Annotated in this window: 20 protein-coding genes; all 20 read right to left on the bottom strand. The window is 44.2% G+C overall.

What is annotated here, in order from left to right:
• Window positions 1-29: 29 nt before the first annotated feature.
• Window positions 30-1241 (bottom strand): NADP-dependent isocitrate dehydrogenase, encoded by a 1212-nt coding sequence (gene icd, locus HMPREF9389_RS05140; protein WP_002929746.1) that lies wholly within the window; start codon window positions 1239-1241, stop codon window positions 30-32.
• The gene (locus HMPREF9389_RS05145; RefSeq protein WP_002929745.1) at window positions 1228-2346 is read right to left on the bottom strand and encodes a citrate synthase; all 1119 of its coding nucleotides are present in this window, start codon (window positions 2344-2346) and stop codon (window positions 1228-1230) included. Before HMPREF9389_RS05145 ends, icd begins: the two co-directional genes overlap by 14 nt.
• Window positions 2343-5012, bottom strand: a complete 2670-nt coding sequence (acnA, locus tag HMPREF9389_RS05150) for an aconitate hydratase AcnA (RefSeq protein WP_002929744.1) — start codon at window positions 5010-5012, stop codon at window positions 2343-2345. The genes HMPREF9389_RS05145 and acnA overlap by 4 nt, the downstream gene beginning before the upstream one ends.
• A 211-nt stretch (window positions 5013-5223) precedes the next feature.
• Window positions 5224-6132: a magnesium transporter CorA family protein gene (locus HMPREF9389_RS05155; protein ID WP_002921883.1), complete on the bottom strand. Its 909-nt coding sequence runs from the start codon at window positions 6130-6132 to the stop codon at window positions 5224-5226.
• 337 nt (window positions 6133-6469) lie between these two features.
• Window positions 6470-8014, bottom strand: a complete 1545-nt coding sequence (locus HMPREF9389_RS05160) for a peptide chain release factor 3 (RefSeq protein WP_002929737.1) — start codon at window positions 8012-8014, stop codon at window positions 6470-6472.
• A gap of 559 nt (window positions 8015-8573) precedes the next feature.
• Window positions 8574-9260 (bottom strand): TIGR02206 family membrane protein, encoded by a 687-nt coding sequence (locus HMPREF9389_RS05165; protein ID WP_002929736.1) that lies wholly within the window; start codon window positions 9258-9260, stop codon window positions 8574-8576.
• A gap of 18 nt (window positions 9261-9278) precedes the next feature.
• On the bottom strand, window positions 9279-9965 hold the full coding sequence (locus HMPREF9389_RS05170; RefSeq protein ID WP_002929735.1) for a TIGR02206 family membrane protein: 687 nt from the start codon (window positions 9963-9965) through the stop codon (window positions 9279-9281).
• 64 nt (window positions 9966-10029) lie between these two features.
• Complete coding sequence (locus HMPREF9389_RS05175) at window positions 10030-11394, bottom strand: UDP-N-acetylmuramoyl-tripeptide--D-alanyl-D-alanine ligase (protein ID WP_002929732.1); 1365 nt, start codon at window positions 11392-11394, stop codon at window positions 10030-10032.
• Window positions 11395-11469: 75 nt separating this feature from the next.
• Window positions 11470-12516 (bottom strand): D-alanine--D-alanine ligase, encoded by a 1047-nt coding sequence (locus HMPREF9389_RS05180; RefSeq protein WP_032906442.1) that lies wholly within the window; start codon window positions 12514-12516, stop codon window positions 11470-11472.
• Between the two features lie 218 nt (window positions 12517-12734).
• The gene (recR, locus tag HMPREF9389_RS05185) at window positions 12735-13331 is read right to left on the bottom strand and encodes a recombination mediator RecR (protein ID WP_002897999.1); all 597 of its coding nucleotides are present in this window, start codon (window positions 13329-13331) and stop codon (window positions 12735-12737) included.
• A gap of 103 nt (window positions 13332-13434) precedes the next feature.
• Window positions 13435-15501, bottom strand: a complete 2067-nt coding sequence (pbp2b, locus tag HMPREF9389_RS05190) for a penicillin-binding protein PBP2B (protein WP_002929728.1) — start codon at window positions 15499-15501, stop codon at window positions 13435-13437.
• Window positions 15502-15710: 209 nt separating this feature from the next.
• A complete protein-coding gene (locus HMPREF9389_RS05195; RefSeq protein WP_002929724.1) occupies window positions 15711-16403 on the bottom strand; it encodes a phosphoglycerate mutase in 693 nt (230 codons plus the stop codon).
• 149 nt (window positions 16404-16552) lie between these two features.
• Window positions 16553-17296 carry a hypothetical protein gene (locus tag HMPREF9389_RS05200; RefSeq protein WP_002929723.1) on the bottom strand — a complete coding sequence of 248 codons (744 nt, stop codon included), beginning with the start codon at window positions 17294-17296 and terminating at the stop codon, window positions 16553-16555.
• 473 nt (window positions 17297-17769) lie between these two features.
• Window positions 17770-18213: a Fur family transcriptional regulator gene (locus HMPREF9389_RS05205; RefSeq protein ID WP_002896119.1), complete on the bottom strand. Its 444-nt coding sequence runs from the start codon at window positions 18211-18213 to the stop codon at window positions 17770-17772.
• Window positions 18214-18416: 203 nt separating this feature from the next.
• Window positions 18417-18737 carry a hypothetical protein gene (locus tag HMPREF9389_RS05210; protein ID WP_002929721.1) on the bottom strand — a complete coding sequence of 107 codons (321 nt, stop codon included), beginning with the start codon at window positions 18735-18737 and terminating at the stop codon, window positions 18417-18419.
• A 247-nt stretch (window positions 18738-18984) separates the two neighbouring features.
• Window positions 18985-19125: a hypothetical protein gene (locus tag HMPREF9389_RS12150; protein ID WP_002929719.1), complete on the bottom strand. Its 141-nt coding sequence runs from the start codon at window positions 19123-19125 to the stop codon at window positions 18985-18987.
• A gap of 230 nt (window positions 19126-19355) precedes the next feature.
• Entirely contained in the window at window positions 19356-19631 is a 276-nt protein-coding gene (locus HMPREF9389_RS05215; RefSeq protein ID WP_002896125.1) for an HU family DNA-binding protein, read from the bottom strand.
• Between the two features lie 112 nt (window positions 19632-19743).
• The gene (locus tag HMPREF9389_RS05220) at window positions 19744-20577 is read right to left on the bottom strand and encodes a DegV family protein (protein ID WP_002929718.1); all 834 of its coding nucleotides are present in this window, start codon (window positions 20575-20577) and stop codon (window positions 19744-19746) included.
• Window positions 20578-20859: 282 nt separating this feature from the next.
• On the bottom strand, window positions 20860-21588 hold the full coding sequence (locus tag HMPREF9389_RS05225; protein WP_002929717.1) for a metallophosphoesterase: 729 nt from the start codon (window positions 21586-21588) through the stop codon (window positions 20860-20862).
• 52 nt (window positions 21589-21640) lie between these two features.
• Entirely contained in the window at window positions 21641-23299 is a 1659-nt protein-coding gene (recN, locus tag HMPREF9389_RS05230) for a DNA repair protein RecN (RefSeq protein WP_002929716.1), read from the bottom strand.
• Between the last annotated feature and the right edge of the window lie 7 nt (window positions 23300-23306).

The following is a 23306-nucleotide window of genomic DNA, read 5'->3' as shown; positions in this document are numbered from 1 at the left end:
AAACAGTTTCCTCATCGCTTTTTTCTTCACTATGAGCACTTTTCTATATTAGCTAGCAGCTCCTCAGCAAATTGACTAGTAGTCAAAGCTGGTGCTCCTTCCAGCTGACTGGCAAAATCCCCTGTCACTTTTTGCTCAAAGAGAGCCTTCTCAATAGCCTTAGTCAGGAGATGAGAGGCCTCCGACCAACCAATGTAATCAAAGAGCATTGCCCCTGATAAGATAAGAGAACAAGGATTAGCCCTATTTTGACCCGCTATATCTGGCGCCGTCCCATGAGTTGCTTCAAAAATAGCATGACCCGTCTCGTAATTGATATTGGCCCCTGGCGCAATACCGATTCCTCCCACCTGAGCAGCCAAGGTATCGCTGGCATAGTCACCATTTAGATTGGTCAAGGCGACAACATCAAATTTCTCTGGAAAAAGCAAAATCTGCTGCAAAAAATTATCTGCAATGACATCCTGGATGATTAGTTTTCCAGAAGCCAGCTCGTCCACATACTCTCTTTGAGCTAGTTCATAGCCCCATTTCCGAAAACCGCCCTCTGTAAATTTCTGGATATTGCCCTTGTGGACCAGAGTTACCCGCCTTAGTCCTTTGGCTAGCGCGTAGTCAATAGCCGCCCGTATCAGCCGCTCACTGCCCTGCTTAGAGATAGGCTTGATCCCAATAGCAGAGCTTTCTGGGAAGCGAATCTTGTCAACCTGCATATCCTTCTGCAGGAAATCGATAACTTTTTGGACTGCAGCCGTTCCACACCCCCACTCAATCCCTGCATAGATGTCTTCTGTATTTTCCCGAAAAATCGTGATATCTGTCTTCTCTGGGTGCTTGAGCGGACTTGGAACTCCCTTGAAATAACGAACCGGCCGCAGGCAGGCATAGAGATCCAATTCTTGTCTCAGGGCCACATTCAGCGAACGAATCCCTTCTCCGACTGGGGTTTCTAGCGGGCCCTTAATAGCCACTAGATGGCTCTTAATCGTTGCCAGCGTTTCATCCGGTAGCCAGTCACCCGACAGGTCTGCTGCTTTTTTCCCAGCCAAAACTTCCTTCCAAACAACCTTTCTATGGCCGCCATAAGCCTTTTCCACTGCCTTATCAAAGACCAGCTGGGCATTTTCCCAGATATCAACCCCAATCCCGTCTCCTTGGATGTAAGGAATAATAGGAGCATCCGGTACCAGCAATCTCCCTTTCTCAAATAAAATCTTATCTGCCATTTTATCTCCTTCCAATGGGAAGATACTCCAAACCTTGAGCACCAATATAGTTAGAACGTGGCCGAATCAGCTTATTGTTCTTGCGCTGTTCCTGAATATGGGCAATCCAGCCAGTCACCCGGCTCATAGCAAAAATCAAAGTGTAGATACTGCTGTCAATGCCCAGTACATGGTAAACCGTAGCCGAATAAAAATCGACATTCGGTATCAGATGCTTGGTATGCTTCATATAAGCTTCAATTTCCTCTGAAAGCTGATACCAGACTTCGTCTTTGGTTCCCTGTGTCAAGTCCTTGGCCATTTGTCGCAGGTATTTTTCACGCGGATCTTGGGTCTTATAAACTCGATGACCAAAGCCCATAATCTTCTCATGAGAGGCCAACTTGCGGTCTAGGTAGGCCTGGCAATCCCCTTCCTCTCTGATCTCTTTCAGCATATCAAAGACACATTCATTAGCGCCGCCATGAAGCGAGCCCTTGAGTGCTCCAACAGCTGCTGTCACGCAGGAATAAATATCGGTCAAGGTTGAGGCGCAAACACGAGCTGCAAAGGTTGAAGCATTGAGTTCATGATCGGCATGAAGCACCAAGGCGCAGTTGAAGGCTTTGACTTCAAGCTCACTCGCCTCTTGTCCTTTGAGCATATAGAGGAAATTAGCCGCGAATCCCAAATCCTCCCGTGGCTCTATCGGAGTCTGACCCGACCTCAGTCTGGCAAAAGCCGCAATAATAGTCGGCATCTTTGCCATAAGCTGGATACTCTGCTCATAGGTCGCTTCTAGAGACGCTTCCTCAGCATGGACATTATAAACGCCCAAAAGACTGACCGTCGAGCGCAAGACACTCATGGGATGAAGGTGCTTGCGGGACTGAATAAGGATGCACTGCTCCACCGCATCGCTAATGGCATAATTAGCTCGCAGATCTTCTTCAAAATGCTTGAGCTCAATCTGAGTCGGCAAATGCAAATGCCACAGCAGATAAATCACCTCTTCAAAACTCGCATGGTGCTCTACCAATTCAGAAATATTGTAACCCGCATAAGACAAAGAATCATCCACAATCTGGCTAATCCTGGTATCACAGGCAATGGTATCTTTCAAACCGTCCGTCTGACTCATGCTCCCACCTCCTCTAATTTCTTTCTAACGACCATGGGCAAGATTCCCCCGTTTTCATAGTAACGAATATCCGCCTCTGCATCAAAACGCAGCCGAGCTTGAAAAGCTATTTCTTCAGCATCTTTCAGAGCTACCACGTCAACCAGCTGGCCAACTTGCGGGTTCTGTGGCAGATTGATGTCGAAAGTCTCCTTACCTGTTAAGCCCAGACTAGCCGCATTTTCTCCCTCTAGATACTGCAGAGGAAGAATCCCCATCATGACCAGATTAGACCGGTGGATACGCTCAAAACTCTCTGCCAACACCACCTTGACACCCAAAAGATTAGCCCCCTTAGCTGCCCAATCACGGCTGGACCCCATACCATAGTCTTTGCCAGCTAGGACAATGGTATCAATTTGCTCTTCCTTGTAGCGCATGGCCGCCTCATAAATGGATAATATCTCTCCTTTATAATCTGTGTAACCACCAATCTTTCCATCTGCCAATTCATTTTTAATACGAATATTGGCAAAAGTCCCCCGCATCATGACCTCATGATTACCCCGACGGCTGCCATAGGAATTAAACTCTTGGTAATCCACTCCGTGCTCCAGTAAATAGGAAGCCGCTGGGCTGTTTCTGGCGATATTTCCTGCTGGGGAGATATGGTCTGTCGTCACCGTATCCCCAAATTTCGCCAGCACCGCAAGATTTTTCAGTGGCTGAATGACTAAATCATCAGCTAAGCCATCAAAGTAAGGTGGATTTTGAATATAGGTCGAAGCCTGATTCCACTGATAATTTTGAGAAGAGGCTGTCGGAATCTGATTCCATTTTTCATTGTCATCAAACACATGGGCATATTCTTTTTCAAAAAGCTGGCGCGTCACGTATTTTTGAACATAATCTGCAACCAAGTCGTGCTCCGGCATCAAATCCATCAAATAAACAGGCTGCCCCTTTTGATCATAACCTAGTGGCTCACTGGTCAGATTGATATTGGTATTTCCAGCCAGAGCATAGGCAACTACCAAGGGCGGACTAGCTAGGAAATTGGCCTTGACCAGTGGATTGATTCGTCCTTCAAAATTGCGATTGCCTGAAAGAACAGCACTAGCCAGCAAGTCAGTATCCGTAATCGCCTGAGCCACTTCCGGTCGGAGATCGCCTGAATTTCCAATACAAGTGGTGCAGCCATAGCCGACAAGATTGAAACCAAGCTGATCCAGATAAGTTTGCAGACCACTCTTCTTGAGATAGCCTGTGACCACCTTGCTGCCCGGAGCCAAAGAAGTTTTGACAGTCTTTGAAACCTGTAAGCCTTTTTCTACTGCTTTCTTGGCCAAAAGCCCTGCCGCCATCAGCACATAGGGATTAGATGTATTGGTACAGCTAGTAATGGCAGCGATAGCCACATGGCCGGTCTTAATCATCTCCTCATGGTCAGAAAACTGAACCACTGCAGACTTTTCCAGCTCGCTCTCATCTAGCCCAAAGCCTCGGACCCCCGCTTCCCTGACTATACTAGCTTGAAATTCTTCTTTAGCAGCTGTTAATTCAATCAAATCTTGGGGTCGCTTGGGTCCTGAGATACTCGGCACAATGCTAGACAAATCAATTTCGACTACCTTGGTATAGTTTGGCTCAACCCTTTCATCATAGAAAAGGTGATTTTTTTGAGCATAGAGACGGGTCAGCTCGATATGATCTTCTGATCGATTGGTCAGACGCATGTAATTAAGCGTTTCCTCATCTATCGGAAAATAGCCACAGGTAGCTCCGTATTCTGGCGCCATATTAGCCACCGTTGCCCGGTCAGCCAGACTTAGATTAGACAAGCCAGGCCCAAAGAACTCGACAAATTTACCAACAACATTTTCCTGTCGCAAGATTTGCGTGACCTTTAAAGCCAAATCCGTCGCTGTCGCAATCTTTGGCAGCTTGCCCAATAGACGAACACCAATCACCTCAGGAACTGGGAAATAAGAAGCCTCACCTAGCATGGCAGCCTCAGCCTCAATCCCACCAACACCCCAGCCCAGAACACCGATACCATTGATCATGGTCGTATGACTGTCCGTTCCAAACATGCTGTCCGGATAGAGTTGGCCATCCTTTTCGATGATGACATCACTAAGAAATTCAATATTAACCTGATGGATAATTCCTGTAGCAGGAGGAACTGCCCGATAATTATCAAATGATTTTTCTGCCCACTTGAGAAATTCGTAGCGCTCATTGTTGCGGACAAATTCCTTGGTCATATTGGCCTCTAGAGCTGTGTCACAGCCATAAAAATCCACTTGAACACTATGATCAATGACTAAATCAACTGGAATTTCTGGATTAATCATATCCGCCCGACCACCCTGACCAACAATCGCATCACGCATACTAGCCAAATCTACTACGACAGGAACACCCGTAAAATCCTGGAGAATAACTCGGCTTGGTTTAAAAGGAACTTCTCCGCTTGGTGATTTAGCTTGATAATGCATCAAAGAGATAATGTTATCTTTTATTACGTCAACCCCATCTTCCTTACGAAGGACACTTTCTAATAATATGCGTATAGAATAAGGAAGTTCTTCTATATCCCCTCCTAGTAGAGTTGAGGCTTTCCCAAGGTCTGTGTATTGGTATGTTTTTCCTTTATAATTTAAATCGCTTAGGTATTCTGCCATATTTCTACCCCTCACTTATTTTAAATTGTTTTATATTATACTTTATTATGAAATTTTATTCAATAAAAATTATAATTTTTATGTTATATTTTATGACATAAAATAACAGTTTTTTAAATACAGGCAAACTGTACTAATCATTTTCTTTCCCAAGCACGAAAAAACAAGCACCATCCTCGGAGCTTGTTATAGGTAAAATAATCTCAAATGTTCACTTCTTATTGGCTAACCATTTAAGAAGCTTGGTCAGGAGTCCCCAGATGATTAGACTAATGACAACAATATAAATCCAGGCATTTTTATCATTAGACAAAGGCAGAGGAACATTCATACCAAAGAAACCAGTGATAACTGCAAGCACTGCCAGAAGGACCGAAATAATGGTCAAGACCGTCAAATTGTCATTCAGATTGTTGTTCAGGATGTTATTGTAGGAGCCAGAGAGCTGGCTGAGAACTTGAGCAATTAGATCAGTCATCGAAACGAGCTGACGAGCTTCAATCATGGCATCCTCAAACTGCTCGGTTTCTAACTCATCAAAACGACGATAAATGCCGTGGCTTTTGATATGCTCTAGGAGCATGTGATTCTGCTTGGCAGCAGCAAGCAGGTAGACCATAGATGTTTCCAAGTCGGACAGAGCAAAAAGATGCTTTTTGGTAGTTGTCTGACGCAGGAGAGCATTAATCTCATCCTTGCGCTTGTCCATACGCTCAACGACTGGATAGTAAGAATTGGAGACCAACTCCAGACTAGCAAAAAGAAACTTATAGACCGATACTGGCTCATGATGCTCAGTATAGGCTTTCATCATGTCCACAACATAGGCATTGTCTTGATTGCTGATAGTAATGAGCCGCCCCTGCTGCACCACAAAGGTCATGGGAATCGTCTCATAATGTTCCTTGTCTGTCGCTAGATTAAGGACATTGTAGATAAAGACAACTGTTCCATTCTCACGATTGTAGTCCATGTGAGCCCGCTCGTTCTTATCGAGTGCATACTCGATGGTCTCTTTATCAATTTCATAATCCTGATAAATCCGCGCGTTCTTTTTGAAACTATCTGAGTCAATGTTGATCCAGACAGACTGATCTTTTAGTTTTCTTTCCAGAAACATGGAGCTCCTTTCTATGAGGTAGAATGATTCTCTAATAAACTAGCACCCAACTTCATAAACTCTTCCTGCAAGTAAATATGCAATGTCGAAGCACAAAACCAACCAAATTAGTTGTCTCGTCTGATGAGATTAGTCAAGTGGCTAGCAAGGGTCCAACAGAACTCGGCCTTAGTAACTTTAGTTTATTATACAATCATAACAATCCCATTCACTAGGACATAAAGAAGCGAAAACGATTATTTTTTCGCCGATGAGTTAGTAAGGCAGTTAGCTAGTCCGTACAATAGCAGCTAGCGTCCAACAATTAGGAACTTTAGTTCCAATTGTTGGCACTGAGTTACATCTTCTCTTCTAATTTAACATCTGGATACTTGTCCGCGAACCAGCGCAGGGCAAAGTCGTTTTCAAAGAGGAAGACTGGCTGATCAAAGCGGTCTTTAGCTAGGATATTACGGCTAGAAGACATACGCTCGTCTAAGTCATCTGGTGAAATCCAACGGACAGTCTTCTTGCCCATAGGATTCATGACCACTTCAGCATTGTATTCATTTTCCATACGGTGCTTGAAGACCTCAAACTGGAGCTGACCGACAGCGCCCAGCATGTACTCGCCCGTCTGGTAGTTGGTATAAAGCTGGATAGCTCCCTCTTGCACCAACTGCTCAATCCCCTTATGGAAGGATTTTTGCTTCATGACATTCTTGGCTGAAACCTTCATAAAGATCTCTGGAGTAAAGGTTGGCAGAGGTTCAAATTCAAACTTATTCTTGCCTACAGTCAAGGTATCACCGACCTGATAAGTCCCCGTATCATAAACCCCGATAATATCACCAGCTACAGCATTGGTCACATTTTCCCGACTTTCAGCCATAAACTGGGTAACATTGGACAGCTTGGCAGACTTACCAGTGCGAGGCAAATTGACACTCATACCACGTTCAAACTCGCCAGAAACGATACGGACAAAGGCGATACGGTCGCGGTGGCGCGGGTCCATATTGGCCTGAATTTTAAAGACAAAGCCTGAAAAATCTGGGCTGAGTGGCTCAACTACCTCGCCATCTGTCTTCTTATGGCCATGCGGTTCCGGAGCAAACTTGAGGAAGGTTTCCAGAAAAGTCTGGACGCCAAAGTTAGTCAGGGCTGAGCCAAAGAAAACAGGTGTCAGCTTGCCCTCCAAAATCGCTTCTTCTGAGAATTCATTTCCAGCTTCGCTCAAGAGCTCAATGTCTTCCTTAACCTGCTCATAAAAAGGATTGGAAGCAAACAGTTGGTCGCCTTCTGCCAGAGTTGCAAAGCGCTCCTTACCCTTATAAAGTTCCAGCCGCTCATTGTAAAGGTCATACAAACCTTCAAAACTCTTCCCCATGCCAATCGGCCAATTCATCGGATAGCTGGCAATACCCAAAATCTCTTCCAATTCTTCCAACAAGTCCAAGGGCTCGCGACCGTCACGGTCCAGCTTATTCATAAAAGTGAAGACTGGAATATTCCGATGCTTGACAACCTCAAACAATTTCTTGGTCTGGGCCTCAATACCCTTGGCCGAGTCAATAACCATAACCGCAGCATCCACTGCCATCAAGGTCCGATAAGTATCTTCTGAGAAGTCCTCGTGCCCCGGCGTATCTAGAATATTGACCCGCTTGCCATCGTAGTCAAACTGCATGACAGAGGAAGTCACTGAAATCCCCCGCTGCTTCTCAATATCCATCCAGTCGGATTTGGCAAAGTTACCCGTCTTTTTCCCCTTGACTGTCCCAGCCTCACGAATCTCGCCTCCGAAGTAGAGCAACTGCTCCGTAATGGTCGTCTTCCCCGCGTCCGGGTGGGAGATAATGGCAAAAGTCCGGCGTTTCTTAATTTCTTCTTGTAAAGTCATCTTCTTCTCTTTCTTTCATTTAGGATAATGGTGAATCTTAGTATTTGTTTTTTATTTTACATCGGAGTATTTCAATCCTTTCAACCTACCTATTATAGCGGATTTAGCGCTTTTTTTCAATTATCTAAAGAAGATAAAAATCGCCCTTTTGAGCGATTCTATTCTCCTAAGTCAATGAAATTTCCTTTAAAATCTGACAATGAAACTGCTAAAGAGGAAAATTGCAAAGACTAAGATTAAAACCAGTAAATAGAGCAGGCGTTTTTTTCTGGTTTCCAGCTCTTCTTTCTCTTCAGCTGTCATGGAAAAAAACGGCCTTATTCCGTTTAAAGAGATAGAGGTTCAAGCTTTCTCCCCTTTGTCTGCGAGGCTTTAAGAAAGCCAAAAATTTGGAGTGTTTCATTCAGCGAACGGAAGCATCTAGTTGAACCAGCTTAAAGAGTTGATAGACAAACCGTCCATTTTTGTTACTAGAAGCAAAGCAAGTCATAATTAAGCTTTCTAATTTTTAAAAAATCCTGCCACATTAACTTGACAGGATCTATAAATTTGAAGTGAATTAACTTCGAACCAGACTTAACTGCTTTTTCCACCGTTTCTTAAACAATATATCAAAGAGAACCAGAGCCAGAGAAAGGATGACTGATACAAGAAGGTACTTTATCCATAGGGAGGCATTAGGGATAAAAGGCGGACTTTTTAGCAGACCGTAATTTCCTCCTGTCACTTGATTAACGCCGACTAGGAAAAGATTGAGGCCAAAGGTGTAAGCTACAATCATGTATTTCTTGAGCAGAGTCTTGTCGTAGTGATTCATCAGATAAATCAAGGAATTAACCAAGAGAGCATAGTGGCCAATCAGGAAAGAAAAGCTGGTAATGTGCGGGAAATCATAGGGGTCAAAGACTGGGTAGCCCAAGGCAAAGACCGCTCCGCTAGCTCCTAATAGAGCAAAATACTGCTTACTGCGCCATTTGTCTGGCAGAAAGACCACCGCAAACATAGCCAGGCGGCAATGATAAAAAGGTAAGCTATTGGTAAAGGGAATCCGAAAACCAAAATACCAGCTATAAAGTATCAGCAGCTGGGCAATCTGAATCCACTTAAAAGCCTTGACAAAACGCGGATTATCATGATATTTGAGCGAACTCCAAATAGACAGCAAGACCAGAGCAATCATCACAGCATACCATAAAATCGAGATAGGCGGTGCCACCGTTTTTGTCGTAGTTAAAAAATCTTTCATAAATCCTCCGTTAGATGATTAGGTTAGGGTGACTGTCTTAGTCTGCTCCACGCGCTTAAAAATTTCAGAAACTAAGCAAACTGCTGCACTTAAGACGATTGAGACAAGCAGATAATTGAGCAATAGTCCGTGATTGCCAACAAGCGGCGGATCTGTGAGAAATCCATAAGAACCCTTTGTCAACATATTGATAACAAGCAAAAAAGCATTCATCATAAGGGTCGTCCACACCACTCGCTGCCAGCTCATAGAGAAAGTATGATAATATCTGAAAAGATAAATCAAACAATTTCCCAAGAGCGCTAGATGGCCGATGATAAAGGACAAAATAGTGATATGGGGAAAAGGGTAAGGATCAAAAATCGGATAAATAAAGGCTACAATCGAGCCAAAAGTCCCCAAAAGTGCAAAATAAAATTTATACACTGAGCGATTAGGCAGAAACATCAAGGCAAACATGGCCATTCTGCAGTGATAAAAGGGCAGACTCTCAGACAAAGGGGCAGCAGTCAGTATATACCAAGAGTAGAGGCCTATCAGCTGGCAAGCTTGCATCCCGACAAATAGCCGCTGGTAAGCTTTCCGATTGTAGTAGCGATAGGAAAGCCAGATAATCGCAAAGACCAGCCCCAAAAGAACAAAATACCAAAGTCCCAGTTGAGGCGGTTCAGTTTTATAGGTTGTAAACATATCTCTTATTCCCATCTCCTAGACTCCCATTCTAATATAAGGTTTGAACAAGGCTGAGTCTGCCTGTTGTTGCTCAGAATTACCCCTCCAAGTCCTCTACCAGCTTAGCCAGATTCATGGAATTGCTGCCTTTGAGAAGGATTTGGTCAGCAGAGGTTAGACTCTCTCTGACAGCTTTAGTCAACTGTTCAAACTGATCTTTCTCGTCATTTTTGATAAAGTAATGTACCTTGCCTGGCGGGTAGATTTCCTTGGCATAGTCATAGAGGGCTTCCATGTCCTGTCCATAGAGGAAAAGGTCGGTCAAAATTTCTGGATTGAGGCTGGTAATCATCGAGCCGTGCATGGACTTAGAGTCCGCTCCCAGCTCTTTCATGTCCGCCAGCACCGCCAATTTTCGTCCGCCTGAATTGGCCGGAATGGTCGAGAAAGTCTCAAGAATCAAGCGCATAGCTGTTGGATTGGCATTGTAGACATCCGATAGGATATCAGCGCCATTGGCAGCTTTCTTCCACTCTGTTCGATTGCGGGTCAGCTCCAGCTCAGAAAAGGCTTGAGCAATAGCCGTCTCAGATACACCCTCCTGCAGAGCCGCATAGGCTGCAATCATGGCGTTGGTTGCATTGTACTTACCAGTCACAGGCAGGTCAATCCTCTGCTCTAAAAAGTTGCAGCCAAAGCTCAAGCTGTCCTTTCGCTCTTCCAGACGCGTCAGGAAGATATCCGTATCAGGGCCAAAGCGAACAAGTTTGCAGTCCGCTGGCAGAAATTCATTGACAATCTTATCCGCCGGCACGATCAAGAGACCATCTTTTCTCAAACCATCCGCAATCTGCATCTTGCCTTGGGCAATCTCAGCTCGACTGCCGAAAAATTCCAGATGGGCTTCTCCGACCAGAGTTACAATGCCCGTCTTTGGTTTGGCAAGTTCCGACAGGAGATGGATATCCCCCAAGTGGTCCTGCCCCATTTCTAAGACAAGTTTCTCTGTGTCCTCAGGCATGTGAAGAACCGTATAAGGCAGACCGATTTCATTGTTGTAATTGCCCTGGGTCTTATAGGTCTTGTAGCTGGTTGCTAGTAGCTGAGCCAGCATGTCCTTGGTTGTCGTTTTACCGTTGGAACCTGTCACCGCCAGCACATCCACTTGCATCTTTTCCAGATAATACTGGGCCAAGCGCTGGAAGGCTGTCAGGACATCATCGACTAAGATATAAGCCCCCTCTGCCACTGGACGCTCAGATAGGGTGGCAGCAGCTCCCTGAGCAAAGGCTGTCGCAATAAAGTCGTGGCCGTCACGTGCCCCCTTGAGTGGCACAAAAAGGTCACCCGACTCAATCAAGCGGCTGTCAAACTCAGCATTTCTAAGAGAGACATTTTCAAACTGAGTCACATCATTTTTCGCAGACAGGACTTCTGCAATTTCATATAAATCTAGTTTCATACTTCTTCCTCGTTTTTCGGTTTGCTCGCAAAAAGAAAGGACCGAAAATTTTCAGCCCCTCTATTATATCATATTTTAGAGAAGATGCGCCTCTCTCTTGGCAAATGCCTTTTCAGCTAGGCCAACTAATTTCTCAATCAAGTCAGGATAGGCCAGTCCCATATTTTCCCAGAGTAGTGGATACATAGACCACTGGGTAAAACCTGGCATGGTATTGAGCTCATTAAGGAAGACCTGACCATCTTCTGCATAGAAGAAATCACAGCGAGACAGTCCCAGACAGCCCAGAGCTCGGAAAGCTGCCTCTGCATTTTGACGCATCAGGCTCACCACTTCTTCTGGAATCTTAGCCGGAATATCCATGGTAATCTTGTTATCGATGTATTTGGCTTCGTAGTCATAGAAAGCCACGTCCTTGACCACTTCTCCAGGAAGGGTACTCTTGACATCCACATTGCCCAGAAGCCCAACCTCAATCTCGCGAGCCGTCACTCCTTGCTCAACCAGTACCCGGCTGTCGTATTTGAATGCCAGGTCTAGAGAAGCACGCAGTTCTGCTTGATTCTCCGATTTAGAAATGCCGACACTGGAACCCATATTGGAAGGCTTGGTGAAGACGGGATAGGTCAATTTCTCCTCGATTTCTTGGATTTTTTGCTCCACATCTTCGCCATCTACTAGAGCTACATACGGTACTTGGGAAATGCCTGCTGATTCCAGCACTCGCTTGGTCGTAATTTTATCCATGGCTAGGCTAGAGGACAAAATATTACATCCGACATAAGGCATTTTGAGTACTTCAAGGAATCCTTGGATAGAGCCATCTTCGCCCATGGGACCATGGAGGACTGGAAAGACCACCGCTCCATCTTCGTAAATATCGCTTGGCTTAATCTTCCGAGACATATCCACTGTGGCATTGGTCATCAGTTTCTCATCAGCCGCTGGCGTTGCTTCAAATTCCTGAGTTTGGATAAAATCTCCATCCTTGGTGATGAAGTAAGTCTTCACTGAAAATCTATCATAATTGACAGCCCTCATGACGCTCTCAGCTGATAAAACCGAAACTTCCCGCTCTGCACTGCGTCCGCCATACAATAAAATCAATCTTTGTTTTGCCATGATTTTTCCTATCATTTTCTAAAAATAGTACGATTTACAAAAGCTGCCAGCTCGAAATAAAACAACCTAAAAATCTTGGTTTCGCATCAATCTACCTAATGGATTCCTCTAAGCAGGAGCTTCTGTATCAGTCCGTTTTAGTATATCACAATTCCCAGTATTTTTGAACAGAAAAAAGGACTCTTCCAGCCAGCTAGAGCAAGAAAAATCCTTGATGTTTATAATTCCGTCCGATTTTCGATAGCGCGAATCAGCGTAACCTCATCCGCATACTCAATGTCGGATCCAACCGCCAAACCACGCGCTAGGCGAGTCACCTTAATCCCAGCCGGTTTCAAGACCCGTGAGATATACATGGAAGTCGCTTCGCCATCTGCTGTCGCATTGGTCGCGACGATAACTTCCGTCACCTCACTATCCATCAGACGAGTGATTAGACTTTTGAGATTGATATCGTCCGGTCCAACGCCGTTCATAGGTGAAATCAAGCCATGCAAAACATGATAAAGTCCGTGGTATTCCTGGATATTTTCCATGGCAGACACATCCCGGCTATCCTCAACAATCAAAATAGTTGATTGATCGCGCGACTGGTCTTGACAGATAGCACAAGGGTCTTCGTCCGTCAGGTTGCCGCAGACAGAGCAGTAGCTCAGCTCACGCTTAGCAGCCAGCAGATTCTTGGCAAATTCATTGACATCGTCATCACTCATGCCAATAGTGTAAAAAGCCAGTCGAGTGGCTGTTTTGATGCCAATGCCGGGCAGCTTTGAAAAACTGTCAATCAGCTTGGCAATAGGGGTTGGGTAAAGCATAAAATCCTTTCTCTATTCTCAAAAAATCTCCTCAAACCAGGTTGCTCTACTTGAGCACTAACAGCTTTAGCTTTCTATGTTTGCTGATGATTTTCATTGAGCACTAATTCATAGGGTGTTGTTGGTTGTAAAGATTGATAATATCGCGAGTGATACTGTGGCTGACAGTAGAAGATAGATCCGTATTGTGAGGGAACACCACCGCCACCGCAATCTGCGGCTTCTCACTCGGTGCATAGGACACGACATTGGTATTGATGGCTTCTTTCTTACCCTTGTCCACAAAGGTCTCAGCCGTACCAGTCTTGGCACTGATTGGCACGCTCTCTCCCTGAGAAATGGTCCGACCAGTCGTAAAGCCACTGCTACCATGAACCACTTGATAGAAGCCTTGCTTGATAATACTCATATCCTCGTCAGAGATATTGACCTGGTTCAGCTCCTTGGTATCAATTTTCTGCACCAAATCACCCAGTCCTCCTTGGTCACTGTTGCCGTAGATGCCTTCAACGATATGTGGAGCCACACGTTTACCATTATTAGCTACTGTCGAGGCATACTGGGCCAGCTGAAGTGTCGTATAGTTATCAAACTGACCGAACGAATTGGTCAGATAGTTGGCAAAAGTAAACTTGTCAGGAAGATAACCTGTGGACTCATTTGGCAGGTCAATACCTGTCGAAGTTCCCAGACCATACTCTGCAAAGGTCGAACGCAGCTTTTTCATGGACGGATCCAGCTCATCAAAATCCAGTTTCATATCCGCTGAGTAAGGCGTTCCCATCATCTTCAGCGCTACTTGCACCATATAGGTATTGGAAGAGTATTCCAAAGCCTCTTGGGCTGTGATAGCACGTGAACCATACTGGGTAAACCAAGAAGTGATACTGTCCGTACCGCCAAAGCTAATCGGCTGGTCTGTCAGGACTTGGTTGCCGCTAATAGCATTATTCTCCCAGCCTGAGGTCAAAGTGGCAGCCTTGACCACAGAACCCGGAACAAAGACATTTGTCATGGTCCCCAAAGCATCGACTGAGCTTTCTCCTGTTTCCAGATCATGCCGGATGCCTGCCATGGCTAAAACGGCTCCGGTATTGGGATCCATAGCTACGGCATAGACGCCCTCAGAGTAAGTTGCATTGCCACTAGCCAACTCTGCATTAAAGGCATTTTTGAGAATGTCCTCCACTCCCTGCTGGAAGCTTAAGTCCACCGTCAGCTTGAGATTGTCTCCCTTGCTGCCGTCAGAGATATTTTCCACGCTCTCCATATTACCATTTTTGTCCAGATGAATCTCCTTCTCAGCTCGCTTGCCTTGCAGGACTGACTCATACTGCTTTTCCAAATAGGAGGTCCCCACCCGGTCATTGAGGGAGTAGCCTTTTTTCAGGTAATCATCCACTTCCTCAGCTGGTAACCCAGTCTTTTCTGTCGAGATATTACCCACGATAGAAGCCAGCGAGGTATCCAAGACCTTGCGGTCCCAGCCCGTTGAGACACTGATACCTGGCAGTTCCTTGCTGCTGGAAGCCAGTACAGCCACCTGCTCTGTTGTCAGCGGATCTGTCTGGATGGTCCCCGTCGCAAAGTTGGAAATTGCATTCATCTGACTAAAGAGAACGATGGCCTTCTTTTCCTCATCCGTATAGCCCAGCTGTTTAGGGTCAATGCTTTCAGCTGCCGCCTTATAGATTTTGGACTCAGGCAAGCGGTTGCCGTCTGTATCAAATTTCTTGTCCTTAGGCAGCTTTTCCACTACTTCCTGATAGACTGCGCTGTCTGCCAAATAATAGTCCACCTCTTGGCGGTCTGTCACCTCTGTATCGCTGACACTGACATAGGTCAGGAGCTTTTGAGCTGTCGCTCGAATCTCTCCAGCCGTCAGCCGATTATCCCGTGTATAGGTCACCACCTGCTTGGTCGTATTTTCCACCAAGGGCTTGCCGGTAGCATCATAAATCTGCCCACGCACTGAGCTAGTGGTAATCCTGGTCTTGCTGGCCTTGGCCAACTTATCCGTATAAAAGTCCTGATTGACCACCTGCATATAGCCAAGACGAGCAATCAAGGCTAAAAACAAAAACATCACGATTCCAAATAGCAGATAAAGCCTTCTGGTGATGGAATGACTATCAAATTTTCTCTTCTTCCTTGCCATCTTCTCTCTCATTCTAGTAAAAGTTCTGACCTTTATTTTACCATAAATCCAGCTCGATGAATGTTTCAAAACTGATAGAAAATCTGAAAATATGGACGAGTTAAGAGGAAGTCTGCCAAACTACTGAACCTAAAAGACTTGCTAGCTAAGCTTTCAGCAAGACTTGTTCTTCCTCTCTGGAAAAGCAAAGAACCTGAGAATAATCCCAGATTCCTTTAAGCTTATTTTCCAAGGTAGTATTCTTTTACTACATTCAATTTTTCGTCAAATTCGAATACCAATGGTGGGAAGTTTGGAATTTCCACGTCCATGATTTCATCGTCAGACAATTGTTTGATGTGCTTCACAAGGGCACGGATTGAGTTACCGTGTGCACCTACAAAGACATTCTTGCCATCTTTCAAAGCTGGAGCAATCTTGTCTTCCCAGAATGGAAGGGCACGTTCCAAAGTAACTTTCAAGTTTTCAGCATCTGGAATAACTGAGTCGTCAAGTGAAGCATAACGACGGTCAGTGTGTGCTGAGTATTCGTCATCACGAGGCATTGCAGGAGGCAATACATCGTATGAACGACGCCAGATGTGCACTTGCTCATCACCAAATTGTTCAGCTGCTTCTGCCTTGTTTTTACCAGTCAGGCCGCCATAGTGACGCTCGTTCAAACGCCATGATTTTTCAACTGGTACCCAAAGCTGATCAGCCGCTTCCAAAGCAAGGTTAGTTGTCTTAATCGCACGCTTCAAAACTGAAGTGTAAGCTTGGTCAAACTCGATACCAGCTTCTTTAATCAGTTCACCAGCGTCGATTGCTTGCTGTGTACCTTTTTCAGACAAGTCAACATCAGCCCAACCAGTGAAAAGGTTAGCTTTGTTCCATTCAGACTCACCGTGGCGAGCAAAAACTAATTTTACCATTAGATGGATTCTCCTTTTATTTTCCGAGGCAGTCCCCGTTTATCTATTCTATTTTACAAAATTTTCGCCTAAAAAGCTAGCCTATTTCGTCAAATCAGACCTTTTTCAGCAAGAAAGCGCTTTTGTATTTCCGATCAGAAACCTTTGCCTTAGCACCCGCCAGACAGATAAGCTTCGTTGGCTTCCTTGAGCCACTTGGTTCTACGTCTATCTATTAACTCATGAATTGCCAACAGACCAGCTGTCATCCAAATTGAAATCATGTTAGTCTGGATAAAAAGCTCCACTCCTTTGGCATGCTGAGCGGGAGTCAGATAATCATGCTTAGATATATAATACTGTGCGTATGGCTCGTAAATCTTAGGCATATAAAGATTAAGTAAAAAGATGATAACAGCAAAAAGAACGACACGCACAGGCCAAGAATAAAGAATTCTATGGAAACGCTCAAAGCCTAAAGAAAAAGTTGCAAACCGTTTAGTGCGCTCCTGACCTAGAAAAAAGAAAAACAAAACAAAGTAGCCGTCAATAGCATAACTAATCATTGTAGGTCGATGCCGACTTGGAAGAAAGAAGCTAGTAAAACCATAATCTCCAGTACTTAAAAGCCAATAGCCTAGATATTCTGGAACAAAGATAGCTGGAAATAGAACTAACCATAAGGAATAGCCTTCTCCAAACTTGACACTCCACAGTTGCTGAACCTTTTTCCATATTAAATGCAGTCGGGCTTTATCCGTATTTTTCTTAGGAAAATTCTCTTTTATGAGTCCGCCACAAGAAGGACAGATAGGATAGCCAGCTTCCTCTTTAAAGAGAAGGTGTCGGCATTCAAAAAAAGGTGATTCTTCGCCGTCTGGCAATTCATCCAACCATTTCTTTCTCCAAAACATAAGACCTCCTAAAAACCTAACCTACCCACAAAGTAATACCCTTTAAAGATTTCAATACTACAGACTTATGACGAATTTACCTATATTGTAAATCCTTCAGAACTCTTTGAATCTCTTTGTACAAGGCTTTATTCTGCTTTCATTATATCAAAAGAGAATTCACCTGTAAAATAATAGCATAAGTATATAAGGGGTTGTACTTGAAATATCTGATCTTGCTAAGTGCTGTACTTGACTAGATATCAACGTCTCTAAGCTCAGATGATATCCTCATCCTGCGAACATGCATTGCTAAAACACATAGAAAAAGGCTAAGAGACATAAGTTCTAGCCTTACTTTTTATTTGAAAAAGAATCTTGACGCAGTAGCCGATGGCTCAAAGTACTGCTTTGAAGTTGCAGATAGAACTTGCGAAGCGAGTCAAAACTTTGTTCGTCTTTAGGCTCCAAAAAGCTCCTAATCATCCTCGCAGTCACACCGCCTCTTGCTGGCATTGGGGGCAGAGGCCATAGACAGTCGTCTGGCTTTGGGTGATGTGGTAGCCAGTCTGCACTTCAGCCTCATGCTTCACATCCGGAAGTTCCAGCTCCATATCAGCAATACGGCCGCATTTTTCACAGATAACATTGAGATGCTGATGGCCCATAAAGTCAAAGTAGGTCGTCGTATCATTGCGAACCTTGAGCTCAGCGACAAAACCCTCATCAATCAGAACCTTGAGATTATTGTAGACTGTTGCCAGACTCATATTAGGAAAATTGGGCTTCAAGTCCTGATATATCATTTCAGCGCTAGGATGGTCGTGACTTTGGATAATATAGTCAATTACCGCCTTCCGCGTTTCTGTAATACGCACGCCCTTGGCGCGCAAATGGCCAATTACTTGGTCAAAGTCATGCTGATGTTCTTGTTTCATTATCTACTCCGTTATAGCCTCTCATCTAAGTCATTACCATTATACCATGACTAGGCTTACTTGGCTATTAAGAATGATTGTAAATAAGCTAAAAAGAAAAAAGCAGGATAGAACTAACCAAAGTTCACCATCCTGCTTCTGCATGATTGCTTATCCATTTAAGGCAATGCAAGCTTTAAACTAGTATTTTTTCAATCCTCGCTCTATACTTGGAATCTCTTCAAGCTTGCTAAATAAAGGGAACCGCCTATGATAGAAAGAATAGCACCAATCCAGCCCAAGAAGTCATTAAAGGTAAAAATTCCACCTACAATCATCAAGATAGAGCCTGCTGGTCCCACACGATTATCATCCTTATAGTAGACAATACCAGCAATCCCCAAAGCTAGGATTGCAATTTTCAGGATGTCAAATACACCTAGCATAAAATAAATAACCCAAATGAAGAAAGGCCACAAAAGTAGAATAATACCACCGATAAGTCCAACTAGTCCATTTACGAGTGCTAATGTTTTTGTCTTCATCAACAGTCTCCTTTGTATAATTTTTTACTAAAATAGTTTACCATACTTGCTAGAAAAATACAAGCTTATTTTTAATTTTATGAAAAATTCAAGCATTTGACTGCTTATAATGCTTATCTTTCCTTGAAAAATAAAAAGTCTGCTATTCCCAACAAAAGTTGAGACAACAGACTTTTCATATATTCTAGATTTTCAAAGCTTTTTACTGAAGCTTAATCTTAGTCACGCTGACGTTTGGTCAAGCCAACTACTCCTCCAAAGCAGCCAATGTCTGCATGAGGAGTAGAAAGATTGAAAAAAGCACGACAAACAATCCCATCAGCAAGCGAAATTTGCTGCCAAAAGGATTAACAGGAGGCAGTGAGCCCTGAAGTGGTTTCCATTTCATTTCTTACCTCCTAAACTTTTTATTTCACGTCTTTAAATATGTTTGTCCTTTATCATTCTCTTTTGTTTAGAGACAAATTACTTCACTTTACTGCAAAATAAAAACTCCAAGAAAGTTCATCAATCAACTTTCTCGAAGCCACTAAATCTTTTATTAAGTTCAAGAACTGAGAGCAAAAAAAGCCTGACATACGCGCCAAAGGCAAGTGTGTCAGGCTTTATTAACCAAAATTATTTTACAGCGTCTTTAAGAGCTTTACCTGCTTTGAAAGCTGGTACTTTAGAAGCTGCGATTTTGATTTCTTTACCAGTTTGTGGGTTGCGACCTTTACGTGCTGCACGCTCACGAACTTCAAAGTTACCAAAACCGATAAGTTGAACTTTTTCACCTTTTGAAAGGTACTCAGTTACAGCTGCGAATACAGCGTCAACTGCTGCTGCTGAATCTTTTTTAGTCAATTCTGTAGCTTCTGCTACTTTTGCGATCAAATCTTGTTTGTTAGCCATTTAACAAATCCTCCAAATTTTTTCTGGGTTGATAACCCTAACAAATATTATCATATCTAAAAATAGCTTTCAGGTCAAGTACTAAGCCGCTATTTTCTAAATTATTATGGTTTTATTCGTAACGAATCAGCACAGCCCAAGCATTTTCCCCTGTATGCGTCTGAATAATGGACCCTGTTTCCAGCACTGAAATAGGATTCTTGACATACGGCTGTAAACTTTCCTTCATTTCCAGAGCCAATTCTGGACCGCCAGCATAGGAAATTCCAATCTCAGCCACTTGCTTGTTTTGCAGACTTACTGTCAAATCATCCAACCATTTTTTAAAGGTCTTAGCGCCCCTACCCTTGACAATGGGCTCCAGCTGATGGTCCTTCATTTGCATGATAACCCGGATATTAAGCAAGGAGCTAATCAGACCGGAAACTCGACCAATACGGCCTCCTTTAACCAGATTTTCTAAGGTAGAGAGACCGATGTAGAGCTCTGTCTTTTCTTTCACTTCCTCGATTTTGGCTAGAATTTCCTCTAGGCTAACTCCTTCCTTGGCCAGTTTAGCTGCTTCAGTGACTTGGAACTTCATAGCCTGATCAGTAAAAGAGCTGTCAATAACCGTCACATCAGCATTAGCCAAAGTCGCTCCCTGACGGGCTGCTTCAACAGTTCCTGACAAGGCGTGAGACATATGAATGGAGATAATCTGCGTTCCATCCTCAGCCAATTGCTCAAAAACATCAGCAAAGACTCCGACAGGCGGCTGGCTGGTTTTAGGCAGATTGCGACTAGACTGCATGAGACGAAGAAACTCACCCTCCTCTAGGTCTGCATCCGAATAGACCACCCCGTCCACCATAACAGAGAGAGGCACAATAGTAATGTCTAATTCCTTAGCAACCTCTGGTTCAATGGTTACAGATGAGTCTGTTACGATTTTTATTTTTGTCATAGATTTCCTACTCTGTATCTAAATTTTAACTTGTTATTACACTACATTATACCAAATTTTTATGGTTTTGTGGGGGAATATTCACTAAAATCACAGCTCAGACCAAGCGTTTCCTAAATTTAATCTGCTTGTTTTAGTTTTTTAATCTTTTTGCGCTTCTTTAAAATTAGATGAAAAAGTGTTTACATGCAGCTTTTTAACTTTATTGGGGAAAATTTTAGAAAAAAGCTTGTTTTCAAAGAGAATCTCAGCAAAAAAAGATTGGGAAAATCCAATCTTTTTTCAGTCTTCAGCTACCAAACCATCATTTTTTATGGCATACTGCTCTATGATGCCATTATAACCAAAGACAACTCCGTGGAGGACTCCGCCATATACAGCTCCGCCATCCATGCCAATCTTGCCATCCTCAGTCATCCATAGCTGATCAGTTCCCGGCGCCTTATGCAAGAGGTAAAATGTCGGTGTATGACCAAAGACAATCGTTTTGCCAGTCTGATTGCTGCCTTCGTGAAAAGGCGCGCGAATCCAAACTTTTTGATAATCACTGGTCTCTCGCCAGTCTTTCAACTCCAAATCTAGGCCAGCATGGACAAAAATGTACCGCTCTGTTTCCAATAGGAAGGGCATCTGACGAATAAAATCTACTAAATCTGCCGCCTCCGTCTTGACACCTTCCGCGTCTGCTACTCCATCTACAGGAGCATTGAGAGGTCGGCCTAAAAGCGAATTAATGGTCGTGTCACCGCCATTACGTCGGTAGTGGTCATAAGATTTTTCAGGATTGTCCAGCCAGGTTAGAAACATATACTCATGATTGCCAGACAGACAAACAGCTCCTTCTTGGTCCACTAGGTCCTTGACCCGCTCCAAAACTGCTCGGCTGTCCTCACCACGATCTATCAAGTCGCCTAGAAAGACTAGTTGGCTACGACCGTCCCAGTGCTGGAGCAGCTCATCTAGCATACTAGCCTTACCATGGACATCACCAATTGCAAAATATTCTGTCATACGCGCCACCTCCTAAAGGAGACCGAAACACCAGTGTCTCAGTCTCGCTTGTTTATTTTTTTAATAATTCTCTGGCTTGAGTCAAAGCAGCCTCCGTCACATCTTCGCCAGCCAGCATCTTAGCGACTTCCTGAACACGCTCTTCAGCCGTTAGCAGGCGAACCGTTGAGACGGTCGAATTCTCATCCGAAATCTTCTCAATAAAGAACTGATAATCGGCAATCGCAATGACTTGCGGCAGATGGGAAATAGCCAAGACTTGGCCGTTGGAGCCAATCTTGTGAATCTTCTGAGCAATAGCCTGGGCCACTCGGCCAGAAACGCCCGTATCCACTTCGTCAAAGACAATGCTGGTCTTGCCTTCCTTACGAGAAAAGGCAGACTTGATAGCCAACATAAGACGGGAGAGTTCCCCGCCAGACGCAACCCTCACCAAAGGTTTGAAATCCTCGCCCGGATTTGCTGAGATGTAAAACTCTACTTGTTCATTGCCTTCACGGTTGAACTTGCCCTTACTGAACTGCACTTTAAAGCGCGCCTTTTCCATGTAGAGGTCCTGCAGCTCTTGCTTGATTTCTGCTTCCAGCTGGGCTGCTAGGCCGTGACGAGCCTGGCTAAGCTCCTGAGCCAGCTCTACCAGCTCTCTCTCCAAGGCCTTCAGCTCTCGGTCCATATCCTCTGAGGACAAGTTACTTCCAGTTAAAAGGCTGTATTCTTTGGAAATCTGAGCAAAGTAATCCAGCACATCATCTACTTGGCCGCCGTATTTACGAGTGATACTGTTAATCAAGTCTAAGCGACTCTCCACCTGCAGCAGCCGGTCTCCGTCAAAATCCAGTCCATCTAAAATGTCCTCTAGGCGCTTGCTGACATCTTCTAAGACATAATATGTCTCTGACAAGCTGCCTGAAAGCTCCTTGTAGGCTGGATCGTAATCCTCGATAGACTCAAGGTCATTCATAGCTGAGCGGACATTGGTCAGACTGGAAAAATCTTCATTATCTAGCATGGTATAGGCGTTGGTCAGCGTATCGGCAATGAGCTTGTGGTTGAGCAAGCGATCCTGCTCCTGATGCAGGGCAGTATCTTCACCACTTTTGAGGGCTGCACTCTCAATCTCCGCCATCTGAAACTCCAGCATCTCAATCCTGGCCTTATGCTCCAGCTGATTTTTCTGCAAAGTCAGGACTTGCTTGCGCAGGCTTCGATAGCGGTCAAAGGTTTCCTGATAGCGGCCTTTGAGATGCAAAAAGTCTGCTGAGCCAAACTCATCTAGCATGGCAATATGAAGCTGGGGTCTCATCAGCTCTTCCTGATCGTGCTGACCATGGATATCCACCAAGTGCTGGCCAACAGCCTTTAGAACAGACAGATTAACCATCTGACCATTGATACGGCTGACACTTCGGCCGTTTTGCAGAATTTCCCGACGGATAATCAGCTCATCGGTCAGCTCCCAGCCTTGCTCCTCAAAAATCTCTCGCAAAGCTCTGCTATTTTCCAGCGAAAAAAGTCCTTCTATCTCAGCTTTGGGTGCCCCATGACGAATAACATCCATCGTAGCACGACTGCCCAGCATCATGTTCATCGCGTCAATAATAATAGACTTACCGGCTCCGGTTTCTCCGGTCAAAACCGTCATTCCTTGCTCAAAATTAAGAGAAATCTCCTCAATAATGGCAAAATTTTTAATCGAAATTTCTAATAACATAGGCTTT

The organism is Streptococcus sanguinis SK355, from assembly GCF_000212855.1.
Lineage (GTDB): Bacteria > Bacillota > Bacilli > Lactobacillales > Streptococcaceae > Streptococcus > Streptococcus sanguinis_A.
The sequence above is the reverse complement of the archived record's forward strand: the minus strand, read 5'-3'. Positions and strand labels throughout refer to the sequence as shown.